Source organism: Bradyrhizobium glycinis (assembly GCF_016031655.1).
Lineage (GTDB): Bacteria > Pseudomonadota > Alphaproteobacteria > Rhizobiales > Xanthobacteraceae > Bradyrhizobium > Bradyrhizobium glycinis.
In genome coordinates this window covers 22,464-47,969 of the sequence record NZ_JACCHQ010000017.1, presented here as the reverse complement: position 1 = coordinate 47,969, position 25,506 = coordinate 22,464, and the positions used below count along the sequence as shown (strand labels likewise).

Here is a 25,506-nt window from a genome sequence, read left to right as displayed (position 1 = left end):
CCACGCACTACGGAGTCCAACTCTATTTGATTGCGATTGCCATCTCCGCCGCAACTACTGAGTAGATCTTTATCCGAAAGCGCCGGCGACAGCTGGTGCAAGTGAACCCGCGAATGACTGATGATGGATCTTCCTACACTGATTGAGCGCAACGTGGCGTTTGCTCCGGACAAGCCTGCGATCCGTTTCGAGGGCGCGAGCTTGAGCTACCACGACTTCAATAGGCGCATCGAGCTGGCGGCGCGGGCCCTCAAAAGTCAGCTCGGCGTCGAAAAAGGTGATCGCGTCGCGATCCTGAGCCTCAATCGGCCTGACTATCTGGTGCTGCTGTATGCCTGCGCACGGCTTGGAGCAATACTCGTGCCATTGAACTGGCGGTTGGCTGTCACCGAGCAACTCTTCATTCTGTGTGACGCTGGCGCTCAAGTGCTGGTGCTCGAGCAAGCTTTTGAGCCGATTCTATCGATTTTAGCGGAGAGACTGCCCTCGACCGCCGTCGTCGGCCTTGATTTCGCGCCACCTTGCGGAAGCAGCTGGGATGAGCTGCTTGAAGCAGGTCGGGGAGATGGTCGCAATGCCCGCGCTGACCTGTCCTGCCCGCTTCTGATTGTCTACACATCAGGCACTACGGGCCGGCCGAAAGGTGCCGTCCTGCGCCAGGAGGCACTATTGTGGAACGGGGTGATGAGTCAGCACATGCACGGCCTCACCTCAGCTGATCACGTCTTGGCTGTGTTGCCGCTATTCCATGTCGGCGGCCTCAACATTCAGACATCGCCAGCATTGCACCACGGCGCGACGATAACGCTGCACAAGCGGTTTACGCCGGACACGACACTTGCTGCATTTGACCGGGATCGACCTACGCTGACGGCGCTGGTCCCGACCATGATCCAAGCGTTGATCGATCATCCTCGGTGGCGGACGACCGACCTGTCCTCGCTAAAAGCAATCACTACCGGTTCAACCATGGTGCCGCAGCCCGTTATCACAGGAGTTACAGCGCGTGGGGTCTCGGCATTGCAGGTTTATGGATCCACGGAAACCTGCCCCATTGCGATCTATACAAAGCTCGGTGGCGATCTGGCCCGTGAGGGATCGACCGGTATGCCCGGCCTATGCTGCGAGGCTGCCATCATCAACGATGCTGGCGACAGATTGCCGGCAGGGACTGCGGGCGAGATCGCCGTGCGAGGACCCAATGTGTTCTACGAATACTGGGGCAATGAACAAGCAACGCGTGAGGCGCTGCGCGACGGGTGGTATCGTACGGGCGACATCGGACGTTGCGATGCCGGCGGATATTTTTGGGTTCTTGATCGAAAACGAAATCTGATCATTTCCGGCGGAGAGAACATTTACCCGGCGGAAGTGGAGCGAGTAATCCTGCAGCACCCAGATGTCGCGGAATGCGCCGTCGTCGGTCGGCCACACCCGAAGTGGGGCGAGGTGCCGATCGCCTATGTGATTCGCCGTTCGGGGACCCAGGTTGAACAACAAGCGCTGATGGCGCATCTGCAATCGCAACTCGCGCGCTTCAAAGTACCGGATGAGATTATCTTCACGGACGATTTGCCCCGAACGGCTTTGGGTAAGGTCGAGCATTACATCCTGAGAGCAGTTCAAGCGAGATTGCGCCCCTGATGGTTCATCACAGTCATTTCGTCGTTTTTATACCCACACGGGGAGATGGCGCTGAATGTCGGCTCCGGCGGCGGCTGTCCGAATATGTATGAATGCGTGTGGACAAGAGCCAGGTGGCGACCCTACTTCCCGGTTAAGCGCGCCTGATTTTTGACTCCTTCCCGGCCTCCGACAAGGGGCAACGCATGAATGTACGTTGTCGGATCCAATTGAGCCAAGCCGAGCTGCGACGAACTGACGGCGCCAATCACGCTGCGCGCAAGCTCAAACGGGTGCAGATTTAGCTGCCGGCCGATAGGAGCTGCCGCGACGAAGAGATTGCCCAGAGCGTGAATGTCAGCCTTTCCACCATCAGCCGGACGAAGCGCGTGGAAAGCAATCTGGCGTGGGTCTTGAGAACGGAGCCGCATCAGGGCGAAGAGTGCAAGCTGACCGGAAAGGAGGAGGCTCTGCTGATAGCAACGGTATGCGTCAAGCGGCCTGCCGATCGCAAGCGCTGGACGCTGACGCTGCTGGCCGACACGATCGTCAACGTGCCGCGGAATCACAACTCCGACTAATTTTCCAGCGACTTTAAGGCTCATTAAGAAACACAACTGAAATTTCCTCTCGACACTTTAATGCGTCAGAGCCAATTTCAAACGAAGACGGCTTTTCCCAGGATCAGTTGCCGCGGGTCCGATGACAGAATGCACTGACAGACCGCCGATAGACCTAGCCAAATCGAAAGTAATCGCCCTTTCCGTTAGATCGTCGCGATATTGGCTTCCTGAAGCAATTCGTTCAGATCGCGCCTGCATTTGTCCCTGACATCCTCCAGGGAACGAGCGAGCGAGGGATCCACAAAATCGAGGAAGTTGTTGACGCGCCGGATGGTGCCGTCCTTTAAACCTTGCTCCAGACGAGAGCGAAGCTGTCTGAGTTGCACATTTAAGCCGCCCAACCGGTCGCGAAGTTCCTTATTCTGCACTTCCCTGTATCCACCGACGGCCTTGCGGATCACATGCCGACTTTCCCGATCAACAAGCTCGCCGGTGCGAAGCGCCTGTTGGGTATCCTTTAGAGCTTGGAAGAATTCGTCTGGCGTCTCGCAATGGAGCGGGACCTCGAAGGCCGGCCTCTCGAACGCCATGGCGATGGTGCGGAGGATCACTTCATCAAGATCGTCGGCTCCGCGAATTTGAATGACATCCCGATAGTACCAGCGCTGCAACTCCGGGAAACTGTTAAGATACGAAATGCACTCGTCCCAAGACCACACAACGGCTCTACGAGCTAACCTGTTCGCTTCCCACTCCCCGTTGAGATCATCAACAAATCCCTGAACGCGGGTGTCGCGGCGTGCAGTCGTTGCGAGGATCCAGATATCCAAATCAGGTTTGAAGGAAAGCGCCTCCCTAGCCGCAGTCTGTAGGAAACTACGGTCAATGGGCCCACCGGGGTATGGGTTGCCGCGCTCGTCCAGATCAGACAGACGCTTACATTGAATGCCAATCATGCCATGACGTGATTTTCCATACACGTCGACTCCATGCTGAGCCTGCCCCGGTCGGCCGTAGCTTTGGGCGCTTGGAACATCATAGACCTCACGAAGCATTCCGACCGCTAGTTCTTCGAATTGCTGCCAGTAGAGCGGAGGCTGAAAGAATTGAGATATCGTCCCCATCAGTGTCCCATTGCGCAATTTGTTTGGCGGCAGGTTCGGCACCTACCACACGTCGAGATATTGGAGTTGGCTTGAAAACAGAGCAAGCAGAGAGCGGACGCTCGACCAGGAAGGCTGCGCTGAATAAGCCTCGCGAAAGGGGACTTGAGCTGCGAAGTGCCAGCTGGGCAGACGTAAGGAGCGCGACAACGTCATATTCAGTTCACCGCCTTGGCAAGTTCGTTATTCCTCGTCGATCAAGCCCGTAAACGACTGAAGCAGCATCGCGGCCGTGACTTCATTTCTTACAACGTCCATTTCTGCGGATGGTCCAGCCTTGAAGTGCCCGCGTAACGCGAGACATGCCTCAAAGGTTTCAACGCGCGAAGCGGCGGTTGTAATTTGTCTCAAGGCGGCATGATGGCGATCGTAGTCGCCGGCTCTCACCATTTGGGGCAGCATGTCGATGATCGGAAGCACGGTCCCTTCCCCTTCCGCAGCCTTGTGGGCGACGATCTGTCCAAGCACGCCACAGAGGAAGCCGAAATCAGGGGCAATGCGTATGGCGAACCGGCGTGCACGCTGAGCCGTGGACGATTGATTTGCCTGTTGTTTAACCTCTCCCTCGTGCTTCCGTATGAAGGTGAGGAGCCAAGCCTCAATGTCAACAAGCGTGCGTCCTCCACACCACATCGAGACCAACGTTTGAAGCGCATGCAGTATCCGCTTGGCTGTGGCTTTGGGCGCCGTCGTATTTGTGTAGGCTCGGCCGAAGACCGACTCGAGGGCCGCCTGCCGAACAAAGATCGTCAAATCCAAAGGGTGTTCAGCCACGACATCGAGCAACCATCTGATCCAGTCTTCGGTTGCGGTCTTATCATTCGGCGCTTGATCAAGCGCCTGCCCCAGCCGCTCGATGAGTCTCGGAGGAATACCGTTCCGGACAGCGATTTCCCGCTGCCAATCGAGAACGGGAGGATCTTCCAGCTGCTCCTCGGCAGCCTTGAGCGCGGTGCGGCAGCGTTTGAGCCACCTATCCGCTCCTTGAGCATCGGCTTCTTTCAGCCGGAAGTACCCCAGAGAGCGACGGACGATATCGTCAAAGCCGCTCTCGCCCGCTGCTGTGACAGCCGACAAGCGCCGGATAATCGACTGCATTTTCGGATCGGAATCCGCGGATACTTCAATCTGATCGAGCAGCAACTCGATGGGATCATAAATCTCCTCACAGGCATCCTGCTCGGAAAAGACCGTCTTCAAGATGCCTCCGGCTCGTAGAGCGAGGTTCGCTCTCTCTACTCTAATCGGCTGTGCAGGTATGACGATTGCCAGCCCGGTTGCTGCGTATGCCGCGCGCCCGGCCCTTCCTAGCGCATTGAGTATCTCGTGAGGACGCAGATCCGTGCGGGGATTGCCACTTGGGTCATCAACCGCGCTCCTGTCGGTGCCTGCGAGGATGACCACGTCGCACGGCAGATTCAGCCCTTGCGCAATGGTAGATGTCGCGGCGACCACATCGAGGCCCAGATCGTCGATTCCGGTCTCCCTGCGAACCCGGAAAACGCTTTCCGTCAGCCTGCGCTCCAAGGGCAGCAGATCGCCATGGTGTACGGCCGCCCTGCACCCAGCGGGATCGAATGTGGCTTCGGTCGATCCCACATCTTTGAGAACCGACTTCCGCATGTCCTCCTGCGCCTCATCCAACGCAATCGTGGCCTGCGGCAGGAGTCCATTGATCTGATTTGCAACGCTTCCACATGCCTTTGTATCGCTGCAGAACACGATCACACGCTTTCCGACGGACGCGTAATTCGCTGCAATCTGCGCAGCGACTTCGTTCCTGTTCGATGTAAATCGGCCCCTGGCGTTTCTCACAAGCGGCGGCCGTTGGTCCGACAGTGCTTGCACGACGAGCTTTTCCGGCCTCTTGGGGTGCCAGCCTGAGATCAAGGAGAAGAGCCCGAGGGGCTGTGCGGGAACACGGTTCTGTGCCGCCTTACTTTTCATTCTCAATGCTTTTTTCGCGGCCTGAGCAACGTCAGAGCGGTCATAGACGACACAAGAGCGAAGTTGTCGTGTTGGCTTCCAAGGATCGTCGAACGGCTCGACCTTCCTTCCCGTCACACTGCGCAGCCAACGCGCAATTTCGGCGCCGTTGGCGACCATGGCAGACAGCAGCAGAAGGTCCGCTTGCTTGCGATGGCGGAGAAACGTTAGAAGCGCCAGCATTGCGTCAATCGCTCGCGCGCTCACCTTTGATGAGGCTTTCGGATCGTCTGCACTGATGAGATGAAATTCGTCGAATACAAGAAGCCCTACCTTGTCAAACAGCTTAGGCGCGAAGCCCAAAAGCGCAAGGCAACGCTCTGGCGTCATTACGGAGAACGGTGGCAGCCTCTCACCAAGCTCCTCGATCGCAACGTCTTCAACAACGCTGACCACCTCCAAGCCCCCGATTTGCGCAGACATATCCGTCTCGACCTGGTCGACCAGAGCATGCGTGGGCGCCAGGTAGACGACGCTCTCCCCCGAACATAAGGTCGCTGCAATTTTCAGGACAGATAAAGTTGTCTTTCCCGAACCGGTCGGAGACGTCATCACCATCGATCTGCCGCGGTTCAGGTATCCGGTCCTGACTGCCTTCAGGTGATTAATCCATAGAAATGGGCGCGATTGCGCTTGCGAAAGGAGCCAATTGGCCCAGGCCTTCGCCTGCGCGCCGGATGGCGTTGGAAGCCGAACTAGCATTGCAGCCTGCATGCCATCGACGAGGCGGCTCAAGAGCGTTGCCAGATGATGTGGACCCGCAAATTGGTGATGTACCGTTCCCTCAAGCCCAAGTTTGAACTCGACTGACGATGCCTCCGACAGACGAATGACCCGGCTCAGCCTTGAACGGACATCCGCGTCAGGAGTGGCGCTCCCGCGCGCCTCCTGGCCGAGCCCCTGAACAACATACGCACATTCCCTCAGAAGGAGGTCGGTGGCGACTTCGCGGCTGTCACCTTGCGCAATGGAGTCCTCCTCGAGGTCACGCGCTATCAACGGCGTGAGATTGCCGGTTGCCAACTCCCGAAGGCTGAGAATCAAAGATCGTCGGACCGCCCGCCGTTCGCCCCTGGCCCTCAGTTGACCTGCAACTTCCGCAGCATCAGCTGCCCGGTCGGCAATCAGGAACAGGAGCGTCGCCGAAATCGACGCTCCTAGAGCATCCCCCGAAACAAGCGTCGGCCGGTCTAATGCGGGTTCGCGAACACGGCTCAATATCTGATGAGCACTCGCTGCGACGAAAGCCGCGGCACGTGTCTGTTCTGGTCGAAGATCGAGTGCGACATAGGCTTCGAAGGTCGAAGCAAGGCGCCTCACCCGGTCGATCACATCGCTTGCGACCGAAGATGCCCCCAGGAGGCGGACTGTGGCCAGCTCTATGTGCGCGGCCGTAAGTAGTTCGTCCAATATTTCCGGGTCCAGACCAGGCAGGTCCGGTGCTTGGCGTAGAAGAACGCGGGAACTTGGATCAAACACCGGCGATCTCCCCGACCTTCGCCGCCACCTCGCCTGCGAGTAGGGCTAACCCACCCCGCACGTCGTCGAAGGGCAATACGCCGGCCGTCCGCGATTCGAGCGACCCACCGGCAACGGCTTCAAAGCCGGCAATGATGTGCAGAAAGTTCCCTGCCTTGCGCTGATCTTCGCCTGTCGCCACGGCAACCCTGAACTCGCGCGCTCCCTCCCAGAACACGTCGTCGACCGCCGTCTCGGGATCGATGTTTGGGACACTCTTGAGCAGGGTTACGAGGTCGGCGAGGATCTCATCGTCGCGATCACCGCTAAGAATAGTCCCGATCTCAGGCCATACGCTGGAACTGATGAGGCTACGGGGTGATTTCGAAGCCTTGTCCTCACAAAGCACAATTCGCTTGATGTCGCGTCCATTCCCATCCAGCTCGACGATAAAACCGTCAAAGCCCTTATCTGCCTGCCGCACATGGGGAGCGGTCATATAGCCATTCGGAAGAGCCATTCTCGCGGCGACCCACGAGATATGTTGGAACAGGAGGCCGTCGCGATGAATAATGGATGTTCTGATCCGCTTCTCCGCGGCTTCCTTCTCTGCGTCGGTGCCCGACCGACGCAGCTCCAGGTCTTCCGCATGCGGAGCCGTCAGCTTTCGTACGACATTCTGGACCACCTTGCCCTTTGAAGCCCGTCGGCGCGGCTCCAAGGCATTGATCACGCGCTGAGCGTTTTCCTCCTGTCGCAAATACAGGTAGGCGATAACTTCAATCAGCTTGGCACGGTTTTTCTTGTTAATCGACCATTCAGAAAAATTGCATTCGGTAGTAGTGGACGGCTTTAGCGAAAGCGGCATTCTAAATCGTTTCCGAATCTACGAATATTTTCCTGTTCAATCTGAGCCCATTATAACGAAGTCACCCGTTACAATGCGCTCATTGCGGTCTCCCGGTGTCCGGCACGGCTTCGTCTGCGAAGGAGCGACTGTGAGGCACCGGAATCAGTACAGTCCCATGTATGAAAAACACACTTTCTATGAACCAACTATCATAGCTTTGTGTTGAAAAATACTCACCTTTTGGGTGTATTTATACATGATGCTTCGAAGTCGCCAAACTCTCGCTTCGTATCTAACGGGTCTGCTCGCCGGGTGGACGGATCTCCTTTACGCGTGACGAAGCGATCGCCAAACTTGGGGTAACTTCCTGGCGCTTCCTGGCCGCCGCCAAACGCCTGCAGAAGAAAGGACAGCTTCTCAACCCACGACACGGTTTTTACGTCGTCGTCCCTCCACAGTACCTGGTACGCGGTGCTCCACCGCCGCAGTGGTATATCGATGAGTCTCATGAAACACGAGGGGCACCCGTATTATGTCGGGTTGCTCAAGGCGGCTGAGATACACGGCGCGTCCCACCAGGCGGTCATGCAATTCCAAACCGTAACCGATAAATGGATGCCAAAAATCCGCGCCGGCCGCTCAGTCCTGTCCTTCTTCTATCGAAAAGACATAGGCGCTCTTTCGGGAGCGATCGTCGACCAGAAGACCGATACTGGCCGCTTCGAGCTGTCGTCGCCCGAGCTCACGGGGCTCGACCTGCTGCGCTATATGCATGTGACCGGAACGATAGACAGTATTGCCAGTGTTCTTTCTGATCTCGGGGCTAAAATGAAGGCGCACGAACTCCAGAAATTGGCACCCGCCTTTGAGCGCTCCGTTTATCCAGCGCCTCGGATACATGCTCGACTACGTCACACACAGCCAAGCAGCCGAGGCACTGCACGCCTACCTGCAAAACAAGAAACTGCTGCCCTGGGTCGAACTCGAACCGTCCAAGCGTAGCAGTAAGACCTGCAACCCGCCGGAACGTGACACGCGCTGGAACGTACTGGTCCATCACCGTCCGGAGCTCGATCAATGATTCCAGCCATGAACATCATTGCATGGAGTCAGAAAGCTCCATGGCCCGAAGATCGACAAGTCGAGCAAGATCTCATCATATCCAGGGCGCTCGTTGAAATCTTCAAGGATGATTATCTGAAGAAAGAACTGCGGTTCCGCGGAGACACCGCTCTAAACAAGCTGCACTTCCCAAGCGCCTATCGGTACTCGGAAGACATAGATTTGACGCGCACGACGGAAGGCCCCGTGGGCCCAATTTTGGACCATCTCCGGGCTGTCCTGGAGCCATGGATGGGCCGAGCGCATCACGACCTCGGAGAGATAGGGCCTCGACTCACTTTCACCATCAAGCCCGAAGATGAAAACGCCTCGCAGCCAATCCGCGTCAAGGTCGAGATAGCCACACGAGAGCGCATTGCTTATGACGGAGCAAAGTCGTTTTCGTTCGAGGTTAAGAATCCCTGGTTCAATGGCAAGACGGACATTGCATCATTCAGCCGGGAGGAGATCCTCGCAACGAAGCTCCGCGCGCTTCTCCAACGCGACAAGGGTCGTGACCTCATCAACCTTGCGAAAGCTGTTGCATTGTTCGATGGATTGGACGCAGCACGCATCGTGGAGCTGTTTGGCAGATATCTAGGTGCTTCCAGCCAAGCCATTTCTCGCGCTGAGGCCGAGGAACGCATGTGGGCGAAGCTAGAAGATCCATCGTTTCTGGCAGATGTGCGCCCGCTACTTGCCGCGGACGACGCCGAGCATTTTGATGCCGAAGCCGAGCGAGCCGCGTTCGTTACGGTCTTTAGCGAGTTCGTAAAACGCATCCCCGGTCACGCCTGGGCGGAGACGCCCGCCATGGCGAAGAAGTTCGAAATGCCTAAGCTGGCCAGCACCTGACCCAATAACTCGTCCCAGTGCATCGATCGCCTTTTCTGCTCCGGCCATGTACGAACTTCATTCGTTAGGCTGGAAGGTATTTCAGCAGTTGTGCGTTTCGATCCGAAGTCTGTGGCCAAACCGTTCAGGCTTTTTTGACTCGCATGACGGTGGCCACGACGGAGCTTTCTAGCGCTTTGCCGTAACGTCGACTGCACGATCGGCGGCGACAAGGAGATCGAAGAAGCCATTGCGAAGATCGGTGTCGACATCATCGAGCACCGCACCCGTAATGTTTTTGGCCTTCGGCCGGGATAACGACATTCGCAAAGCGCTCGAGCCTTTTGGCATCGAGGCCTTCGATCACCATCCACTCTCCTCGAAGAGGCTGGTCAAGGAAGGAGGTGAACACGCACTTGCCCGCGATGCACTATTCCGCGCAATTGCGGGCGGGCCCGGCTTAACCCTGGACCGTCGGGGCAACCGCGTGCGCCTTCGACCGTGCCAGAGCAGGTAAGGCCGTCGATTTTCAACACCCCGACTACCAAGCCCGTCGATATCGTATCGGGCACTGTACCCAATACCGACGTCGTCTGTAGCGAAGCTTGTGGCCTGCGCGTCGCTTTCCGTCTTGAACAGCTCTGGCTTCTGGTTGAGCCCATCGTCATCACTGAGCTTGCCGCGGACGCATCTGCCGAAACGTTCGAGCTGACACGCGAGTTTGTACGCGAGCGGCGCACGCGTCGACACAATTGCCTCGCTAACGCTGTGCTGGACGGCTGGATCAGCCTGATTGTGGGGCGAGAGCCGAGCGTACGTCTCAAGGCGTTTGGCATCGCGGACGGCATCGATGCAGAATTCGAGATTCTGCGGACCTCGGCGTTCAGCGGGATTGGAAAGGGATGAGCACCGTCACCCAGCCTTTCCGCCTGCCCGGCCATGTCGTGGTGCCAGAACCGAAGCTTCGCTTTGGCTCCAACGATCCGCAGGCCACCGATATCCATCCGATGGAAGGACTCATCCGTTTCGGGCCCTATAGCCTTGGCGAGCTGTCGCCGGTCCCGAACCCGATCCGGGTCGGAATGATCGTGCAAGCCGAGCTCGAGGAAGCGCTGGTTCGCCAAATGCGCGAACTCGAACAGGCGCATCAGCCGCGGGAGCGAAAGCAGTATCTGCCGCCCTTTCCAGGCTTTGAGAAGCTGTTCGGAGTGCGAATGGCGCGTCGGGCCGCGGCTAGTCGGATCCTTTTGTCGCAAGACCTCGACGGAGAGCTCGAAGCTGCTGCGAAACCCCACGTGGTGTTGGCTGAGGCCCTGACGCGAGCACTTCTGCGTTGCGTAACGCGCGTGACAGCTTCGATATCGTTGTCATTTGCTCAAGGAGAAATGGTCGCCGGGCTTTCGGGGAGCGGCAGGCGACGATTTCGATCTCCACGATTATGTGAAGGCTTATGCCGCATCCGAGGGCATTTGCGTGCAATTCCTGCGCGAGTACAGCGCGCTGAACTATATTGCCGCTGCAGCGTTGCCTGGCGCCTGGGGATCGCGCTTTATACCAAAGCCGGCGGCACGCCTTTGCTTGCCGATGTCGAGCCCGGCACGGCGTTCATCGGCATCGACTATGCGCTGCGCGCCGGCGGCCAGTCCACGCAACGCTTTGCGATCTGTTGTAGTCAGGTCTTTGACGCTGAGGGATCCGGTCTCGAGTTCGTGGCCTATGAGGCCGATGGCGTCCAGATGTTTGGCAAGAACCCGTATCTTCGCCGCGATCAGATGCTGAAGGTGATGGCCCGCAGCCTGAGCATCTATCAACGCAAGCATGCGGGTGATCCGCCACGGCGCATCGTCGTCCACAAGAACACCGAGTTTCGGTCTGAAGAGATCGAGGGCGTTTTCGATGTCCTCCCGAACGCAGATTCGATCGAACTGGTTCATGTGCAGCAGAGTTGCGGCTGGCGCGGCGTACTCATCGCCGGACCACAGCGCCCGCACGGCTATCCCTGCCAGCGTGGCACCACATACAGCTTGGTCCGCAGGAGGCTTTGCTTTGGACGCAGGGTAACCTTCTTGCCGTGGCCAAGGGCAAGGACGACTACAAGGAAGGCAAGGGCACGCCGGAGCCGCTGCTTCTGGTTCGTCACGCCGGTCTGAGTAGCGTTGATGATCTCTGCCGCGAGACCCTCGCGCTGACCAAAATGGACTGGAACAATGGCGGGCCTTACGACCGCCTACCCGTGACACTTAATTTTGCTGGGACGCTGGCCACGATCGTCAAGCGCATGCCCAAACTTCAACAGCACTCATGTCCCGTGCGTTTGTTCATGTAGCCAAACCGTACGCGTGCGCTCATTTTTTCTCCGCAGCAGTCTCACGCTCCGTTCGCAGAATCGCTCGTGGCGGGCGCTTTCATCCCGTTTTTTCACGATCGTTTCACCAGTTCGTTGCGGCCCATCGGAAGAGAACAGTGCTTATCGGAAGCCGGCGCGCGCGCAGAGGACAAAGCCGAGCGCAACTCGCGCGGCAAATAGCAAGAAAGCTACGGGGGCTCGAACATCAGTCCCGGCAAATTTTCTGCCAGAGCAAAGTCCGGCTGATCTCATCGGGATGGATGCAACGGAATTCCGTGACGTTCCATTATGCTCTCAAGAGTCGCGCTCAGGGTGTCGAGAGAGCGGCCGCCTATCCTAAAGTCAACGTAGATTTCGTTGTCTTTGGCCGGCGGCACTTCGATCAGAGCGATTGCGGTGACGCTCTCTGCTTTTTCGACCCTGGTTCTTATGGTCTTGTGCAGGCTGCCTATGGCGTCGCTGATCGTGACGGTGACAATGTTTCCAACTTTCAGGGAATCGTCCGATCCGGTTAGAATGTGCTTGCCATCGAGAACGACCGGCAACTGACGCGTTATCTGCGCCTCGAGCTTCAGCTTTATTGCGTTCTTGCTCCGCTGGGCCACATCGATCGATAGTCCGGTAAGCAAGTCGACCTCAGCCTCCTTGAAATACGCCTCCAGTATGCGCCGCACGCGAGGCTCATCATTCTTGCCGTTGCCGTAATCGGGAATGCGCGACTGATTGAGCTTATGGTCCTTGTCCTTTAGCGTGGCGATCGCGTATGCCGCAGCCCATCGAACATCCGGCGCGTCGTCAAAAAGAGCGTCGACCAACGCCTTCTCGATGGCACGAACCCGCTTCCAGGTCCTGCGCTTCTCGGAGGATTGCCAACGGGCGTCGCTCGCGCGCGCCAGCATCATCCGAACTGCGGCGAGCCGGGTGGACACGTCTCCCTCCTCCAGATCGACAAACGCACGCAACAGATCGTTCTCCGCTTCGCCCAGTGTATCAGAGGACAGCACGCTGTGGTTTAGATTTGGTTCGATGAACCGTCCCGGAATGGGAATTTCCTTCGGTAATGGCTTTTTGACCGCGTCGCGGACCTGAATCCAAGCATCGTTCGGGCCAGGAACCGCGCCGCACACCTTTATAACGCCGTGAAGCGTGTCGATTTCCACAATGCGAAGGTTCTGTGCAGTGACCCGATCACCTCCCATGTGACCAGGCATCCTCTTGTTTTTCCATGTCTTTCCAGGGTCTTGGCGTCCGCCTGTGGAGCCGATCGACCTATGGGAAATCGACACCCCGTGGGTGGCACGCAACCCGGCGAAATTGTGCCGCTTCATGCCTCCCGCGAAGCCCTTGCCTTTTGTGGTGCCAGTGACGTCCACAAATTGGCCTACGGCAAAATGATCAACGGTAATTTCGGCCCCGACCGGGATGAAGCCGTTCTCGGTAACGCGGAATTCGGCGCACCGCCTCTTCGGCTCCACCTGCGCAACGGCAAATTTGCCACGCTCGGCTTTGGGCATCCGCGCAATCTTGCGGCTCCCCGCTCCTACCTCCAACGCCAAGTAGCCGTGCCTTTCGAGGGTACGGTGGCCAAGAACCTGACAGTTCGGGACCCGAAGGATAGTTACCGGCAGCCTCTTGCCGTCGTCGTCGTAAACGTGGGACATGCCCTCTTTCTGGGCCAGGACACCGGTTCTCACGCTGACGCTCCCTGCGCCGATACATCAGTCCAGACATCGCCAAACGCCGTCCAAAACAGCGCCGTGGGGTTAGATTTCTGCTGCAGCACGTATCTGCGGGCATGAAGAAGCGAAGGACCAATATCCTTCCCCTTCATGATGCTTCGGTAGAAGTGGTCCGATAGCTGTTCCGAAAGTAAAGCATCAACCCTTCCGATCGGCGCGATCACGACCGCAGCGCCGTTATGGTGCATCCGTTCGGCCAAACTCTTCGCCCGCGACACGGCATGGTAAGCTGCGTAATCGACATCGAGAAACACCAGCAAGCGATCATGGCCCCGCAGCTTTAAACTCGAAGTGTCCTTGAAACGCGACTCGAAACGCTCCCAGATCCGGATGTCTATCGAATGGTTCGGCCGCGGAGTTCGCCATAATCCACAGCTGAACAGAAAACTGTCGACCGGGAGGAACAGGAAAGCGCGTAGCAGATCAAACATCCGATCCCGATAGGACGTGGCCGCAGTCAGCTGAGGAAGGGAACGGATAGTCAGGTGTGGTTGGGACGAGAACCAAGCTGACGAAATATCGCGGTTTGACTTCGCGTCTCTCCAGTCGTCATAGATGACGCCGAGGTCGATCTTCCGGGCATTCGTCGGCGTCGCGTCGGTTGCGCCTGCGCGAAAATAGCTGCCATCGCCTGTTGACGGCAACCGTGGTGGCGTGATCCTTGGCAGCAAATATATTTGCCCCAAGAATCCAAGTGGATTTACCGGATTCGCGACGGGCTCGATATAGGCGAACTCCCATGGAACGCGTACAGCCGTGCACCGCACGCTGACCGCGCCGTCTCGCTTTGCTTCCTGCCGAAGGAGATTGATGAATTCGTCCTTGTCATCTGGCGCGATGAGTGCTTCGAAGAGTTCGTATCCTTTCTTCGCGACTTCCCCCAAATGTTTTGCCTTGTCAGCATCAGACAGGGTATCGAATTTCGTGGGCTCAAAGGTGCTGCTCCCGACGAAATCGAGGATGTCATTGGAAAGCCTTCTGATCTCATCGGGGGCAGCGTTGGCGTAGAAATCTACATCGTCTTTTCCCTCAAAGATGAGAGTCGTGATCAGATCGCCATCGATGATCGAGTTACGAATGCAGACCGGCCGCCCGCGCCGGTGGTGTAGACGAGATATCTTCATCATGCCGCTATGTGAGATCTTGAGAGAGAGGTTCTGACTACCAGCGGGGTGCCAGTGGAGAAATGGAACTCGACGTCGACGGCTCCATTGCCGGGACGACGGGCTGCGACATGAAAGTATCCGGGTTCGCCGACTGCGCACTCCAGGCGCGAGGGAACGACTTCGCAGGATGAACTGTAAGCCCGCAGTTCGCAAATTCCATCCTTGATGCCAGCCTTGCCGGAGATACCGAGACGAACCGCCAATTCCGAGTCGAGGACAGCCCGTACTTCGAAATCGACCATCGAGGTGTTCAACGCTTTGGTGCTGACGGTGGGCTGCAGCTTGTTGGATGGCACTCCCCTGATCCAGGAGCAAAGTTGCGCGTCCGGTATCCGCGGTATCGGCACTTCGTCACGATGGTTGCCGTTGCGAACAGATCCATTCATCAGCTCAAGCACCGTCAGACGTTGGGCAAGCATGGGTATCGCGCGATAGCCAGCGCGATACCATGGAAGGTGCTCCTTGGTCACATCGCCGAAGAGATCCAAGCTCCTCTCGCATTGGAGCAGCGCCTTATACGGTCGCCGTGCCATCCGGGTTGTTCCCAGCCGAGCGAAGCGATCCGTCCATTCCCAATATTCTTGCCTATGCGTTTCGACTGCCGCCATCGATCGTGCGTCGATGAGTTCGAGCTCCACCAGCGCCGTCAGCAGAGGATCTGCATCACCTGGCAACAGGTCCAGAATCGTCCGACATCTCTGCTCCCGGATTTCGGGAAGATCGCGAGTCGAGCGGTGACGGAGCGTTGCCAATGCGCGTTCCAGCGGCGTACTTACGGTCGGTGGTGTCCAACTGCTTATCCCGCCGTCGCCCAAGAACAGACCGATCACATCACGGGTGGGCTCGCGAGCAACAACGTTCCGGTTGATCAAGATCAGGCGCCGAATGGACTCGGATACAGAGTCGCCCTCGACCCCGACCGGTCCCAACGCCGAAAAGGAGCCATCCGAGCGGTGAAGAAGTATCACGTCCCTGGGGAGAACGACGGGCCGTCCGTCGCGTCCGTCCACGATCGCGTGGGTTCGCGATCGCAAACGCGCAGCGACGGTCTCCTCAAAGCGAGGGTTGCATGCAAGAAGCCAGACATACGACACCGGTTCGGGGAGTCTTGCATCGAACGGCAAGCTCAACTGCACTTGGCCATCTCCCGGCGAAGTTGCGATTCGTCGGTCCGAGTCTCGCATGGACTGCACGGATAGAGGCGGATTTCCGTGCAATCCACAGCAAAATTGATTCGCAGCCGAACACATTGGCTAGACACGCATATCCGACGCATCGCGGACTTCTGCGACGATCGAGGTCCTGGTTCGTTGCTCCTCGTTGGAGAAACCGTCGAAATCACGCAGTTGTCCGAAAGATAGGCCCGTCATCTTCTCAACCGATCGTACACTGCGCTGATAGGTCTTGAAGGCTCCGAACACGGCCTCCAGCTCCTTCAGTTCCTGAACCTGATCAATCGTATAGGCGGTCGAGGAAGGCCTGCCCGTATTGGACACGAACGAGATCACCTTCCAGTACGCAACTGGTATCTTCACTCCTCTATAGAGACGGTCGTTGTCGCGGAAGATGGGACCGCTGAACACGTTCACCTTGGCTTCCTGGGCTTTCGCATTCTTGAGTATGTAGTCCTCCAGGCTCAGCCAAGTCCGTTGGTTGAAATGCGCTGCTTGAGGCGTGCAATTCGTAAAATGAAACGTGTCATCGTTTGCAGTTTCAGCAGTTTCTCCCCAATTGGGATCTTCTCTTCGGACGAGGTGACCTCGATCGAGGATATTGTCCGCGTACAGATCTTCGCCGATCTGCGCTTCGTCTGGAATGCGGCCGTCGTAGAACCATTTGTCTGGCGGGCTGCGGACCACTTTCACAGCTGCTTCACCGTCGATGTTAACGCCGACAAACATCGGCATGCGACGAGACTTTGACATCACCACGGAGAAGTGCTCGTAATCCAATCGATTTTCTGCGCTACCTTCGATCTCGAGCACGTCCTTTTTGAACCTCGTAGGATCCGGAAGCGGGATCGAGAAACCGAGAAAATCAGTGTTGTACCCAGTTCGCCCCTCGAAGCGCGCGGCAGGAGACCGTCGGACCCTGCGCGCAGCTTCCAGTTCAGCTGCTTCCAGACCTGCATCTGCCGCGTGAGGCGCCACGAACTCCAAGTCGGACAGCAAAGGACGTACCGTCAAATCCACCTTCATGACTTTTCCCCTTTAGTCGGCGTTGCACTGCCATTGAGCAGAAGTAAATCGTATTTCGCAATCAACTCCGCCGTTGCCCGCACCCTCTCCAGGTTCAGACTACTTAAGTTTCCGACGAAGTCGTTGAGAAGACCGCAAACATCGACATATTCGATGAGGCGAAGCAAAAGGAAGTCCGCTTGACGGGACTTTTGCAGTTCAGTGAGCAGCCTCTCTGGACGTAGATCAACCGGCCAGATCCGACATTGGCGAGCCAGCACCTCAATCTGTTCCCCGAGCGGGTCCGGATCGAATCTCACGACGTCGATAAGCGCTGCGCGTATTGGATCATAGAGTTCCGGTGTGCGGCCACGAACAAAAGCTCGCAGTTCGTCCAGGCGACGTACTGCGTGCCGTGGACGGACCGGCAAATTTGAATTGTATATTTCGCTAAGCGAGAGATAACGATGCTTGTCGCCATTCTTCAGAACCAGCATCTGGATTCTTGCTTCTTCGGGAAGCACCAGCGGACCGGGTCCCTGCGCTGACGTCCAACTCTGTTCGCTAAACACCTGACCAAGAGACATCGGAAGGGCAGGATCAATCTCGGACGTAGCCAGAGCCAGCGCAATCATCCGCATTCCATCAAGATCGAGAGCGTCTCCCGACCTAAGCCATGGACGATGCCTTGTAGACTGCGAGAAGGAAGCGTCTCCTGCCGCTAGGCGACCGATCGCTACCAAGGGAACGTAATCGACCCATCCTGAACGCGCCTCCAAATCGTGCAGCAGCCATCGCTCCGCGAGTGCCCTTCCGCCTCCCACCGCGAGTTGAGCGCAAGCCCATTTCCACGTCCAATGAACAGTGAGCCGCTGAAACATCGAAGACGGCAGGCTGCCGACCATCTGCTTTGACAGGAGCTGCATCGACGGAGCCGCAAGCCTGATCACCTCCATGAAGTCGGCTGACTTGAACGCAAGTTCGACACGAGCAGCCAAATCGGAATCATCGAATATGTCTTCGAGCGTTGTGTACGGGCGTATCGAGCGGGGACTCGCCAGGGCCGCATCCCCGCTGCCGGAGCCAGAGCCATCCGTCTGACCCAGCTCAGAGAGGCCTGGTGACGAGGAGGCTCGTATGACGCCCGATTTGGACCGCTTTCTCAGGTTGCGAACCTCCACATCTCTTTGCTGGACTTCCGGTAGTGCGGCCCTTTCCTCCAAAGTCAGGGAACGCTCGTCCTTCAATAGAATGGCGCGTGCGGCTGGAGGCATAGCATGAATATCCTCCCGTCCGATGTGGAGCACTTTACGTGCAAGCGTTTCATCGGCGGCGATAGCTGACACGTCTCCGTAGAAGGCCCTATAATAGGCGGCCATCGCGGCTGGGTCCGGATCCTTCGCCCTATGCGGCTCTTCGTACCAATCGGCTGCTCTCTCCTGCACAGACCGCACCCGATCCTGCAGATCCGTTTGCTCTCCGTCTGGGGTCCGCGTCGTGCCGCAAAGCATGGGCAGCATAAGTCGACGCAGGTTTGTGACATGTCGCACCTCGTTCGGACCGTATGTATCGACCAACCAGGCTTCCTTCGACAGAGCGCGAAGGAGCTCTATGGCACGCTCCATATCGATCTCTCCAAGCCCGCAGGGCTCGGCAAGCACATCACGTATAAGTTCAGCGGTCACTGTCCTAAGCGCGAGCCCCGGATGGGCAAGCTTGCGAATATCCTCCTTCGGTATAATCCTGGTGTCGCTTGGATCCCTGGATAGTCTGTGGTCCTTGATTCTATCCAAGAACCTTGAGTACAGGACCCTCATTGCCTCGACGGTGCCGTACAAGGACGAGCCGCTCACATCACGAATAATCTCATCAACCTCGTGAGGGCTTTTCTGCGCGGCGAATTTGATAAGAACGATCAGAAAAAGCGGATACCACTCGATGGCGGATTGTGAGATCAGATCGATCCGATCAGAAGTAAATACCTCCGATGGACCCTTCAGTCGCAAAAAGTCGCCGACTTCATCCCGCGCGAAAGGTCCGAGTTCAAGATGCCCGCAGAACCATGCCGGCAGACGCGAGCGCTCGCTCACAAACGGCTGGACACGGCCTGCGACCACAGCTCTGACGGTCTTGAACGCCTTCGAACCGTCCTCAGCCTGAAGGTCGATCAAACGGTCTATCCACGACAAGATCAAGCCGAACGGCTCACGCTCGAGATCCGCATCAGCCTGCCCCATTTCGGAGGATACGATCACCTCTTCAAACGTGTCGACAACGATCAAGAGATCGTGGCGTTCCGGCTGACGGCCCAAGGCATCACCGAGCCGCTCGAGCAATATATCCGCGGACTTGAGGTCGCTGCTCGTTTCGGCGGCGACGCGAAGCGCCTCGCGTCTGAGTTCGTCCATGTCTCCATCAAGTTCGGTACGCGCCCGTCCAATCTGACGCGTGAGCTCGGCCGTCCATTCTTTCTCGGCTCCCAGCGCCAGGTTTGGCCGGTCAAAGTCGAGGAGAACGGTTATTGGACCGCTCCAATCCGCCTTGCGCACCGTTTTCACCAGCTCGGCGACCAGAGCAGATTTTCCGCTGCCGCCGATTCCAGTAAGAAGAAGCGGTCTCAACCAATCCAGCTTCTTTGGATCAGCAATGATGTTCTCTAGTCTAATCGAGGTGTCGACGTCTCCGTTGGCGACGTAGGCTTGAAGCATTCCAAGCTCACGGGTCCGTCCTACCAGGGTGGGGGCAACGTGAAGCAGTCTTTGCTCGTCATCCATCCTGGCGAGCTTCCATCTTGGGTCCGCCTTGCCGCTGGGCGAAGGCCTGTTGCGTGCCCGATGAACGAAATCCTGAGCAACGGCGAGGTCCTGGAGTTCGGGCCTCGAAAGACCCTGGTCTTCCAGCAATTCCTCATTGTCCTTCAGGAGTTCGACGAGGTAGCGGGCGAAACGTTCCTCCGGATGAGGTTTTGCTTCCTGGAGAAGGCGCTCAAAATCAGCCCGCTTGATCGCTTGGCTCAGCGCCTCGTGACGCGCTCTTGCGGTTAGCTTCCAATATAGCTTGTCTTCGAGCACGACCTCTTGAACATCGTTTGCAATCTCGTCGAGAATGCGTTCGTTCATGTCGCCAGTCTCGGCCGATGCCAGCAGATCGATCGGATCGAAAACACCAATAAGTGCGGCACGAGCCAACACCTCGTCGATTTTCTCTCGCAGTCGCTGATCGTTTCTAGCGGTCATAGCGTGGTCGAGGGTATGAAGAGGTCGTTGACGATCTTGGCGATGGCAGCGCTCCTGCTCACGGCCATCTGTCGGTGAGCCTGTCTCTCCCGCTCAGCGAGCACCTCCCGATCGTCGAGCATCTCGCGGTCAGCGAGTATCGTGGCGATACGGCCAAGGCTCAGCAGCATGCGATCCGGATCGGAACACAACCGGTTGCGAACCCAAGCGATGACGTCTTCGATATTGAGGTGATCCTTGAGGGGATCGATTGATTTCGAGTTGACGTTCTTCAGTGCTGGCATGTCCGGATCCGACATTCCAATCAGGACCAAGCGGAGCTTCTGTCGCGCGGCTATCTCGGGGTAGAGCTTTTCAAAGAACACCCTCGTCGAGGTATCGCTCAACGGATGCTTATCCATTTCATTGACAGCAATCCAAAGCGTCTGCCTCGTTGCGCCAGACTCCATCAGATTTGCGACATCTCGAGCCAGTACCGCAATGGTGTCGTTGATCTCGGTCGATTCTCCAGCGCCCGCCATCTGTCCGGGCGAAGTCAATTTGCTGGAGAGCTTGTCTGCGACTTTGTCCAAGAGCAGTTGCGCGGTCGAATAGGCATTGTCCGGGATGTCGGAGGCATTGATGGGAATGAGCCGATGCAAAGCAGGCGCGAGGGCGTCATCAAGAATCTCGTACGAGAACGACTTTCCTATTTGCCTGAGAGGTTGCCGATCTGTGCCATAGTGGATTTGTACAACGAGAATCTTTGGTCCGCCCGGCGTCTGGGCTGATGCAATTGCTTCCTGCAAACTATAACGGCCGATGAGAGCTTTTCCGCTCGTCAGAGTGCACCGCGGGGCGCTCAAGCTCCCCATGCGGGACCTGATTGCCCCTTGCGCCTTCTGCAGGATTTTGGTGAGGGGAATGGCCACGTTCGTCGCATAAGGCCTGATCGTGCCTTGAGTTTTTTGCTGCACTTCGTAGACGAACTGGTGCAGAGCCGCAGGTTTCATGTCGTATGTGAGACAAGCTCCGCCCGAAGATCCGTGGATCGTGTTCGCCGAATGCAAGACTCGATCGCCGTTGGCGGCGATGTCCTTGAACTTTCTGACGGCACTGTTTGATCTAAATTCGCCGGGCGAAAACCGCATCGTATAGTTGCCCGGGTGATGCGAGACGATCATCTTTCCCTTGGCTTCACGAGGAGGCTCATTCACGAGGTTGTAGTAAAGTCGGTCAAATCCCGCCGGCTTGTCCAACTCAATCACAGCAAAATCAAAGAAAGTGTCGAGTTGCTTGGGCTGCCACTTGTCCAGGCTTTCCGACGGATCTGCGCTGAGCCGGCTGCCCGCCACAAGCCAATCTTCCGTTACCCCGCACGTCCATTTCTTCTCGATTTGGTTAGCCCTGGCGACAAAATCGAACTCGATCGAAAGGCGCGAGGAAAATTCCCGAACAGGAACGCCAGGCCAATCGGGCGCGCCTTCGGGGCCATCCAGGCCAGCTTCGAAGGTTACGAGCGAACTAATGACGTGCCAGCATGTCAGTACCAGTCTTGGCCCAATTAAAAGGCCCGTGCCCGTTTCAAACGACCCGTTCGAAAGCTTGACGACGATCTTGCAAGTGTTCCTGGCCAGCCTCGGCATTCCCTCGCGGATTGTCCCTGCGTCGGTCATCGGGGTGAAATCGTCGAGGATCTTTTGGAGAGTGGCGCGGTAAGTTTCCTCACCGTCTTCATCATCCAACAGATCCGAGGCTTCAACTTCTGTCGCCGATGACGTGAACAGCCGGCCGGAATAGGCTTTGACAAACGACGCTAGGAACCCGTTGTGTTGCGCTTCCTCCAAGGCGGCTTGGAAATCCGCCCGATGCAGGTCGGGGCCGACCGGGAGAGGCGCATTTTTCTGGCGCAACGCCGTGATCGTCAAAAAGCGCCGGGCATTGGGATAGCTCGCCGCGAACTCGTCGTAGCACTTCCTGAAGACATCACGCGATGCCGTGACCTGCTGGGCCAGCTTCGACGGACTGAGAATGTTTTCGCCGGCAATAGGCATTTTAGTCGGTCCACCCCAATCGTTCGGCGATTGCGGCCGGCACCTGCCCTGAGGCACGGACGGCGGCAAGCGAATGGGCGTAGTTTGCCGTCAGGTTTCGTCCAGCAAAGTGCAGGCCAAGAATTGGGAAGAAGTCGATGATTTGAGAAACGCACGAGCCCGAACAGCCCGCCAGAGTGGTCGAGTCATGCGAGAACACCCAGCGTCGGGATCGATCGTCGTCTAAGCTCCCGGTGATATCCTCAATCTGCCCCGGCGCCATGTATTTTCGCCCGTAGTCCAGCCCGAAGATCTCTCCGAGCCGTTTGGCGATATCGTCGCGGACCTCGTGGGTGTTAGGATCTTCGAGCGCGGAAATATCTGGCCGTGCTGGATAACCGACGACGATCAAGTCGGCCTTAGTCTCGCCGACCTGCCTATCGGCAACTTGACCAATCTTGGAAGGCAAATTCGAAGTCCCGTTGCTTGTCTCAACCTCGAACAATGCCATGTCGAGATGGGAGAAGTTCACCTCGCGACCTATTGTATCTCCCCCGGCGAACACCAATGATTTTATCCGAAACCTTTTTGCCGACCCGAGGCCCCTGTCATCAAAATTGATGGTCGCATTATCTTGTACAATCCAGCAGGACGGCGCTTTCCCCCGGATCTCGTCTGCGATCGCTTCCGCCACGTGACGGTTTGTCATGATCAGGCCGTCGGCGACGACAAAGCCTGTACCGACATGCTCGCCGTCCAGATCGATGCGACCGACCTTCTCCGAAAGCGCCTCGAGCCAGGAGGGGTTCACCTTGAAGGTGCTTTCCCATTCGGTTGCGGCCAACGCGGCCGGGTCCAGCTTTCCATCGGTAATCTTCAGGGCGGGACGTCCCGTCAATCGGACGAGTGCCTCCACATCTGCCCGCTCGATGCCGGAGAGGTTGCGTCCGCCGTGCTCGTGAGCCTTCTTGAGCAGTTTTTCACTTCGGTCGAACAGGTCGCGTCGTTGCGCCTTACCTTCGGGAGTCGCCTCGGGGCGCTCATCGATCTTTCTGAAAGCGCGGTCGAGCCCATCCTGAATGTCTTGAACGCTCCTGCCCCGTAATGGAGATTCCGGAGCGCCTGCGGCGCGGATGACAGCAGGCTGGGGCAAGAGCATCCGAAACGTGCTTTTGGCTCCTGGCTGCCGATCGAGCGGGGCAACCAGCTCGGGAGCGTGACTTAATCGCTTCAGGACCCGTTGTAGGACCGGCGGCGCGGTGGCGCTCAGTCCCGGCGTCGGTTTCGGCCGTATGCGCGACTCGACGAGGCCCGCTTTTGTCGGTTCGGACCGTCGGCGCTCATCGGCAGCAAGGAAGCTCGCTTCCGCACCATATCTTGCCCAATCAAATCCATCGAGGCTGGCTCTGGACGCGGCAAGTTCGAACACCAATGCCGTGTCACGATCTTCTTCCGACAGACCCGGTGATACCGCTGCTTCAAGGGCCGCGGAGGGAGCCGGGATATCGGCGAGAGGCAGCTGAAGAAGTTCTTGCGCATCCACGATCCCCGCACCGTACAGATTCGCATTCCAACCGGCAGGCTTGCGAGCAGTCCGACGCAGCGCCGAGCGAAACAGCTCCTGCACGCTGATATTGCGGCGCTTGGCTTCCGCGCGGACTTGAGCGCGGCCAAAGTGGGACAGCCAAATTGCGGCTACACCGGCGGTCAGAGCCGTGGCAAAGGAGGTGCCTTGGCCACCGGCAACGACACCGGTTCCGCTGTCTTCGGGGGTACGACGCGCGACGAACACATTCTCTGCGGGAGCAGAAACGTCGACGGCTGGCCCGCGGCTTGTGCCCTTCCATGGAGCATCGCCTGCATTCACGCCCGCAAGTGCGATGGAATTGCGGTCGGAGGCAGGATAGACCACGAAGCCCACGCAATTTCCGGACGCAACCACCACGATGCAACCGGCCGCGACCGCCTTTTTTAGCGCTGCGGCGATTGAAGGGCTGTAGATTCCACCGAGGCTCATGGAGATAACGTCGGCGTCGACCGATACGGCGTGCAAGATCGCGCGGGCTACCGGGGCACCATCGAAGATCTTGACGTCCTCGATACACCTGATGGGAATGACCTTAGCCAACGGAGCTGCGCCGACGATCTTCCCTGCTTCTCGGCTTGCCACCACGCTGGAGGTCGCCGTACCGTGGCCCGGATTGGCAGTGCCAGCGCGCAGCGGATCGTTCGGGCTGTTGCCTCCCTCGAGCACGTTCGCGGCTCGCTCAAGGTCGAACATACCCCGCTCCAACTCGGGATGAGCAGCAATGCCCGTATCGGGTTGAGCTACGAGAATGCCGTCACCCTTGCCGTTCTCCAAGGACCAGGCGAGGTTCGCCTTGATCGCGCTGGTAGCCCAGTGCATATCCCCAGGTGCCGCCGCATTTGACCAGCAGAATGCGTCGGTAATTGCCGATTCGGGCGCCCCATCGCGAAGCAAACGTGCGTCGGGTTCAGCGTATAGGGTTGATCCGATGTCAGGCACACAGGAAACCAGGCCCAATTTGTCGCAAAGAAGATCGGCCGCAGCAAAAAGCCTGGGTGGCGCGATGGTGCGCGGTACGCCGGGAAACTGAAGCACGAGGAAATTCGGCAGCTGCTGGTCCAAAGGACGCAGATCGAACGTGTCCGACCCGATCAGAGGTAACAGTTGCTCTCGCACCCTAGCTGGGTCCGCAGCACTGGTGCACTCCAGCACAAAACGGATGATGTCCATCGGCAAGCCATCGATCGTACCATGTGCCTGCCTTGCAATTTCTTGGAGAACAGTCCCCGCGATGGAGACGCTCGCATCGGCTGCCATTTGACACCTCAACAATCATTCGGTCCGGCGTGATACCGGCTTAAAATCAGTCGCAAAAAACCCGATTGGGGACAGGTAATTGCCTGCCTCCGCAACCCGCAATTGAAACGTAAAATCAATCGAATGTCCATCGTCTATGAGCCAAGCCGACGATTATTTTCACCTCGGGTTGCCGTTGTTTGGTACGAAACGGACGAAGCGGCCCCTCATTGATACATTGGTGTTTGCACCGCATGGCTAGGAGCGCGAGCATGGCGACGGTGTAGGCACACTTGGCCCGGTGAAATAAGGAGGGCCGCTTCACAGGCGCTGAGGCAAGTGATAGCGACGTCGGCGTGCTGGATGACGGCAAGCCTGTTTCCCGCGCACTTCCCGTCTGGAGGATCGTTCGCCGAAGTACCGACAC

General features: G+C 57.6%; 16 protein-coding genes and 1 pseudogene. 6 read left to right on the top strand and 11 right to left on the bottom strand.

What is annotated here, in order from left to right; translation table 11 throughout:
* Positions 1 to 123 precede the first annotated feature (123 nt).
* A complete protein-coding gene (locus HZZ16_RS23075) occupies positions 124 to 1,644 on the top strand; it encodes an acyl-CoA synthetase (RefSeq protein WP_197952189.1) in 1,521 nt (506 codons plus the stop codon).
* Positions 1,645 to 1,973: 329 nt separating this feature from the next.
* A complete protein-coding gene (locus HZZ16_RS23070) occupies positions 1,974 to 2,204 on the top strand; it encodes a hypothetical protein (protein ID WP_197952033.1) in 231 nt (76 codons plus the stop codon).
* 185 nt (positions 2,205 to 2,389) lie between these two features.
* Here the strand turns inward: HZZ16_RS23070 and HZZ16_RS23065 are convergent, their stop codons facing one another.
* The 3 genes from HZZ16_RS23065 to HZZ16_RS23055 all read right to left on the bottom strand — a co-directional run bounded on the left by HZZ16_RS23065 (position 2,390) and on the right by HZZ16_RS23055 (position 7,661).
* The gene (locus HZZ16_RS23065; protein ID WP_197952031.1) at positions 2,390 to 3,352 is read right to left on the bottom strand and encodes a hypothetical protein; all 963 of its coding nucleotides are present in this window, start codon (positions 3,350 to 3,352) and stop codon (positions 2,390 to 2,392) included.
* A gap of 180 nt (positions 3,353 to 3,532) precedes the next feature.
* The gene (locus HZZ16_RS23060; protein ID WP_197952029.1) at positions 3,533 to 6,814 is read right to left on the bottom strand and encodes a DEAD/DEAH box helicase; all 3,282 of its coding nucleotides are present in this window, start codon (positions 6,812 to 6,814) and stop codon (positions 3,533 to 3,535) included.
* Positions 6,807 to 7,661 (bottom strand): hypothetical protein, encoded by an 855-nt coding sequence (locus HZZ16_RS23055; RefSeq protein ID WP_197952027.1) that lies wholly within the window; start codon positions 7,659 to 7,661, stop codon positions 6,807 to 6,809. Before HZZ16_RS23055 ends, HZZ16_RS23060 begins: the two co-directional genes overlap by 8 nt.
* A 489-nt stretch (positions 7,662 to 8,150) precedes the next feature.
* Here HZZ16_RS23055 and HZZ16_RS37315 point away from each other — a divergent pair, with 489 nt between their 5' ends.
* Positions 8,151 to 8,645, top strand: a complete 495-nt coding sequence (locus tag HZZ16_RS37315) for a type IV toxin-antitoxin system AbiEi family antitoxin (protein ID WP_246510320.1) — start codon at positions 8,151 to 8,153, stop codon at positions 8,643 to 8,645.
* 87 nt (positions 8,646 to 8,732) lie between these two features.
* A complete protein-coding gene (locus HZZ16_RS23045; RefSeq protein ID WP_311974225.1) occupies positions 8,733 to 9,599 on the top strand; it encodes a nucleotidyl transferase AbiEii/AbiGii toxin family protein in 867 nt (288 codons plus the stop codon).
* Between the two features lie 168 nt (positions 9,600 to 9,767).
* On the opposite strand, the gene HZZ16_RS23040 is transcribed toward HZZ16_RS23045, so the two are convergent.
* The gene (locus tag HZZ16_RS23040; RefSeq protein ID WP_197952023.1) at positions 9,768 to 9,929 is read right to left on the bottom strand and encodes a hypothetical protein; all 162 of its coding nucleotides are present in this window, start codon (positions 9,927 to 9,929) and stop codon (positions 9,768 to 9,770) included.
* 150 nt (positions 9,930 to 10,079) lie between these two features.
* Between HZZ16_RS23040 and HZZ16_RS23035 the strand changes: the two genes are divergently transcribed.
* Positions 10,080 to 10,484, top strand: coding sequence for a hypothetical protein (locus HZZ16_RS23035; protein ID WP_197952021.1), 405 nt, complete (start codon positions 10,080 to 10,082; stop codon positions 10,482 to 10,484).
* The gene (locus HZZ16_RS23030) at positions 10,481 to 11,728 is read left to right on the top strand and encodes an argonaute/piwi family protein (protein ID WP_197952019.1); all 1,248 of its coding nucleotides are present in this window, start codon (positions 10,481 to 10,483) and stop codon (positions 11,726 to 11,728) included. Before HZZ16_RS23035 ends, HZZ16_RS23030 begins: the two co-directional genes overlap by 4 nt.
* A 1,225-nt stretch (positions 11,729 to 12,953) precedes the next feature.
* On the opposite strand, the pseudogene rplC reads toward HZZ16_RS23030, so the two are convergent.
* From rplC to HZZ16_RS22995, 7 genes and pseudogenes are all read right to left on the bottom strand, one after another.
* Positions 12,954 to 13,619: pseudogene (rplC, locus tag HZZ16_RS37310) on the bottom strand (50S ribosomal protein L3); the annotation flags it as partial.
* Positions 13,616 to 14,791 carry a hypothetical protein gene (locus HZZ16_RS23020; protein ID WP_197952015.1) on the bottom strand — a complete coding sequence of 392 codons (1,176 nt, stop codon included), beginning with the start codon at positions 14,789 to 14,791 and terminating at the stop codon, positions 13,616 to 13,618. The pseudogene rplC and the gene HZZ16_RS23020, both read right to left, overlap by 4 nt.
* Complete coding sequence (locus tag HZZ16_RS23015) at positions 14,788 to 15,702, bottom strand: hypothetical protein (RefSeq protein WP_197952013.1); 915 nt, start codon at positions 15,700 to 15,702, stop codon at positions 14,788 to 14,790. The genes HZZ16_RS23020 and HZZ16_RS23015 overlap by 4 nt, the downstream gene beginning before the upstream one ends.
* 381 nt (positions 15,703 to 16,083) lie before the next feature.
* Positions 16,084 to 17,028 carry a DNA/RNA non-specific endonuclease gene (locus tag HZZ16_RS23010; protein ID WP_197952011.1) on the bottom strand — a complete coding sequence of 315 codons (945 nt, stop codon included), beginning with the start codon at positions 17,026 to 17,028 and terminating at the stop codon, positions 16,084 to 16,086.
* The gene (locus HZZ16_RS23005; protein WP_197952009.1) at positions 17,025 to 20,243 is read right to left on the bottom strand and encodes an ATP-binding protein; all 3,219 of its coding nucleotides are present in this window, start codon (positions 20,241 to 20,243) and stop codon (positions 17,025 to 17,027) included. The genes HZZ16_RS23010 and HZZ16_RS23005 overlap by 4 nt, the downstream gene beginning before the upstream one ends.
* Positions 20,240 to 22,276, bottom strand: a complete 2,037-nt coding sequence (locus HZZ16_RS23000) for a trypsin-like serine peptidase (RefSeq protein ID WP_197952006.1) — start codon at positions 22,274 to 22,276, stop codon at positions 20,240 to 20,242. The genes HZZ16_RS23005 and HZZ16_RS23000 overlap by 4 nt, the downstream gene beginning before the upstream one ends.
* A gap of 1 nt (position 22,277) precedes the next feature.
* The gene (locus HZZ16_RS22995; RefSeq protein WP_197952004.1) at positions 22,278 to 25,100 is read right to left on the bottom strand and encodes a S8 family serine peptidase; all 2,823 of its coding nucleotides are present in this window, start codon (positions 25,098 to 25,100) and stop codon (positions 22,278 to 22,280) included.
* Positions 25,101 to 25,506: the final 406 nt, after the last annotated feature.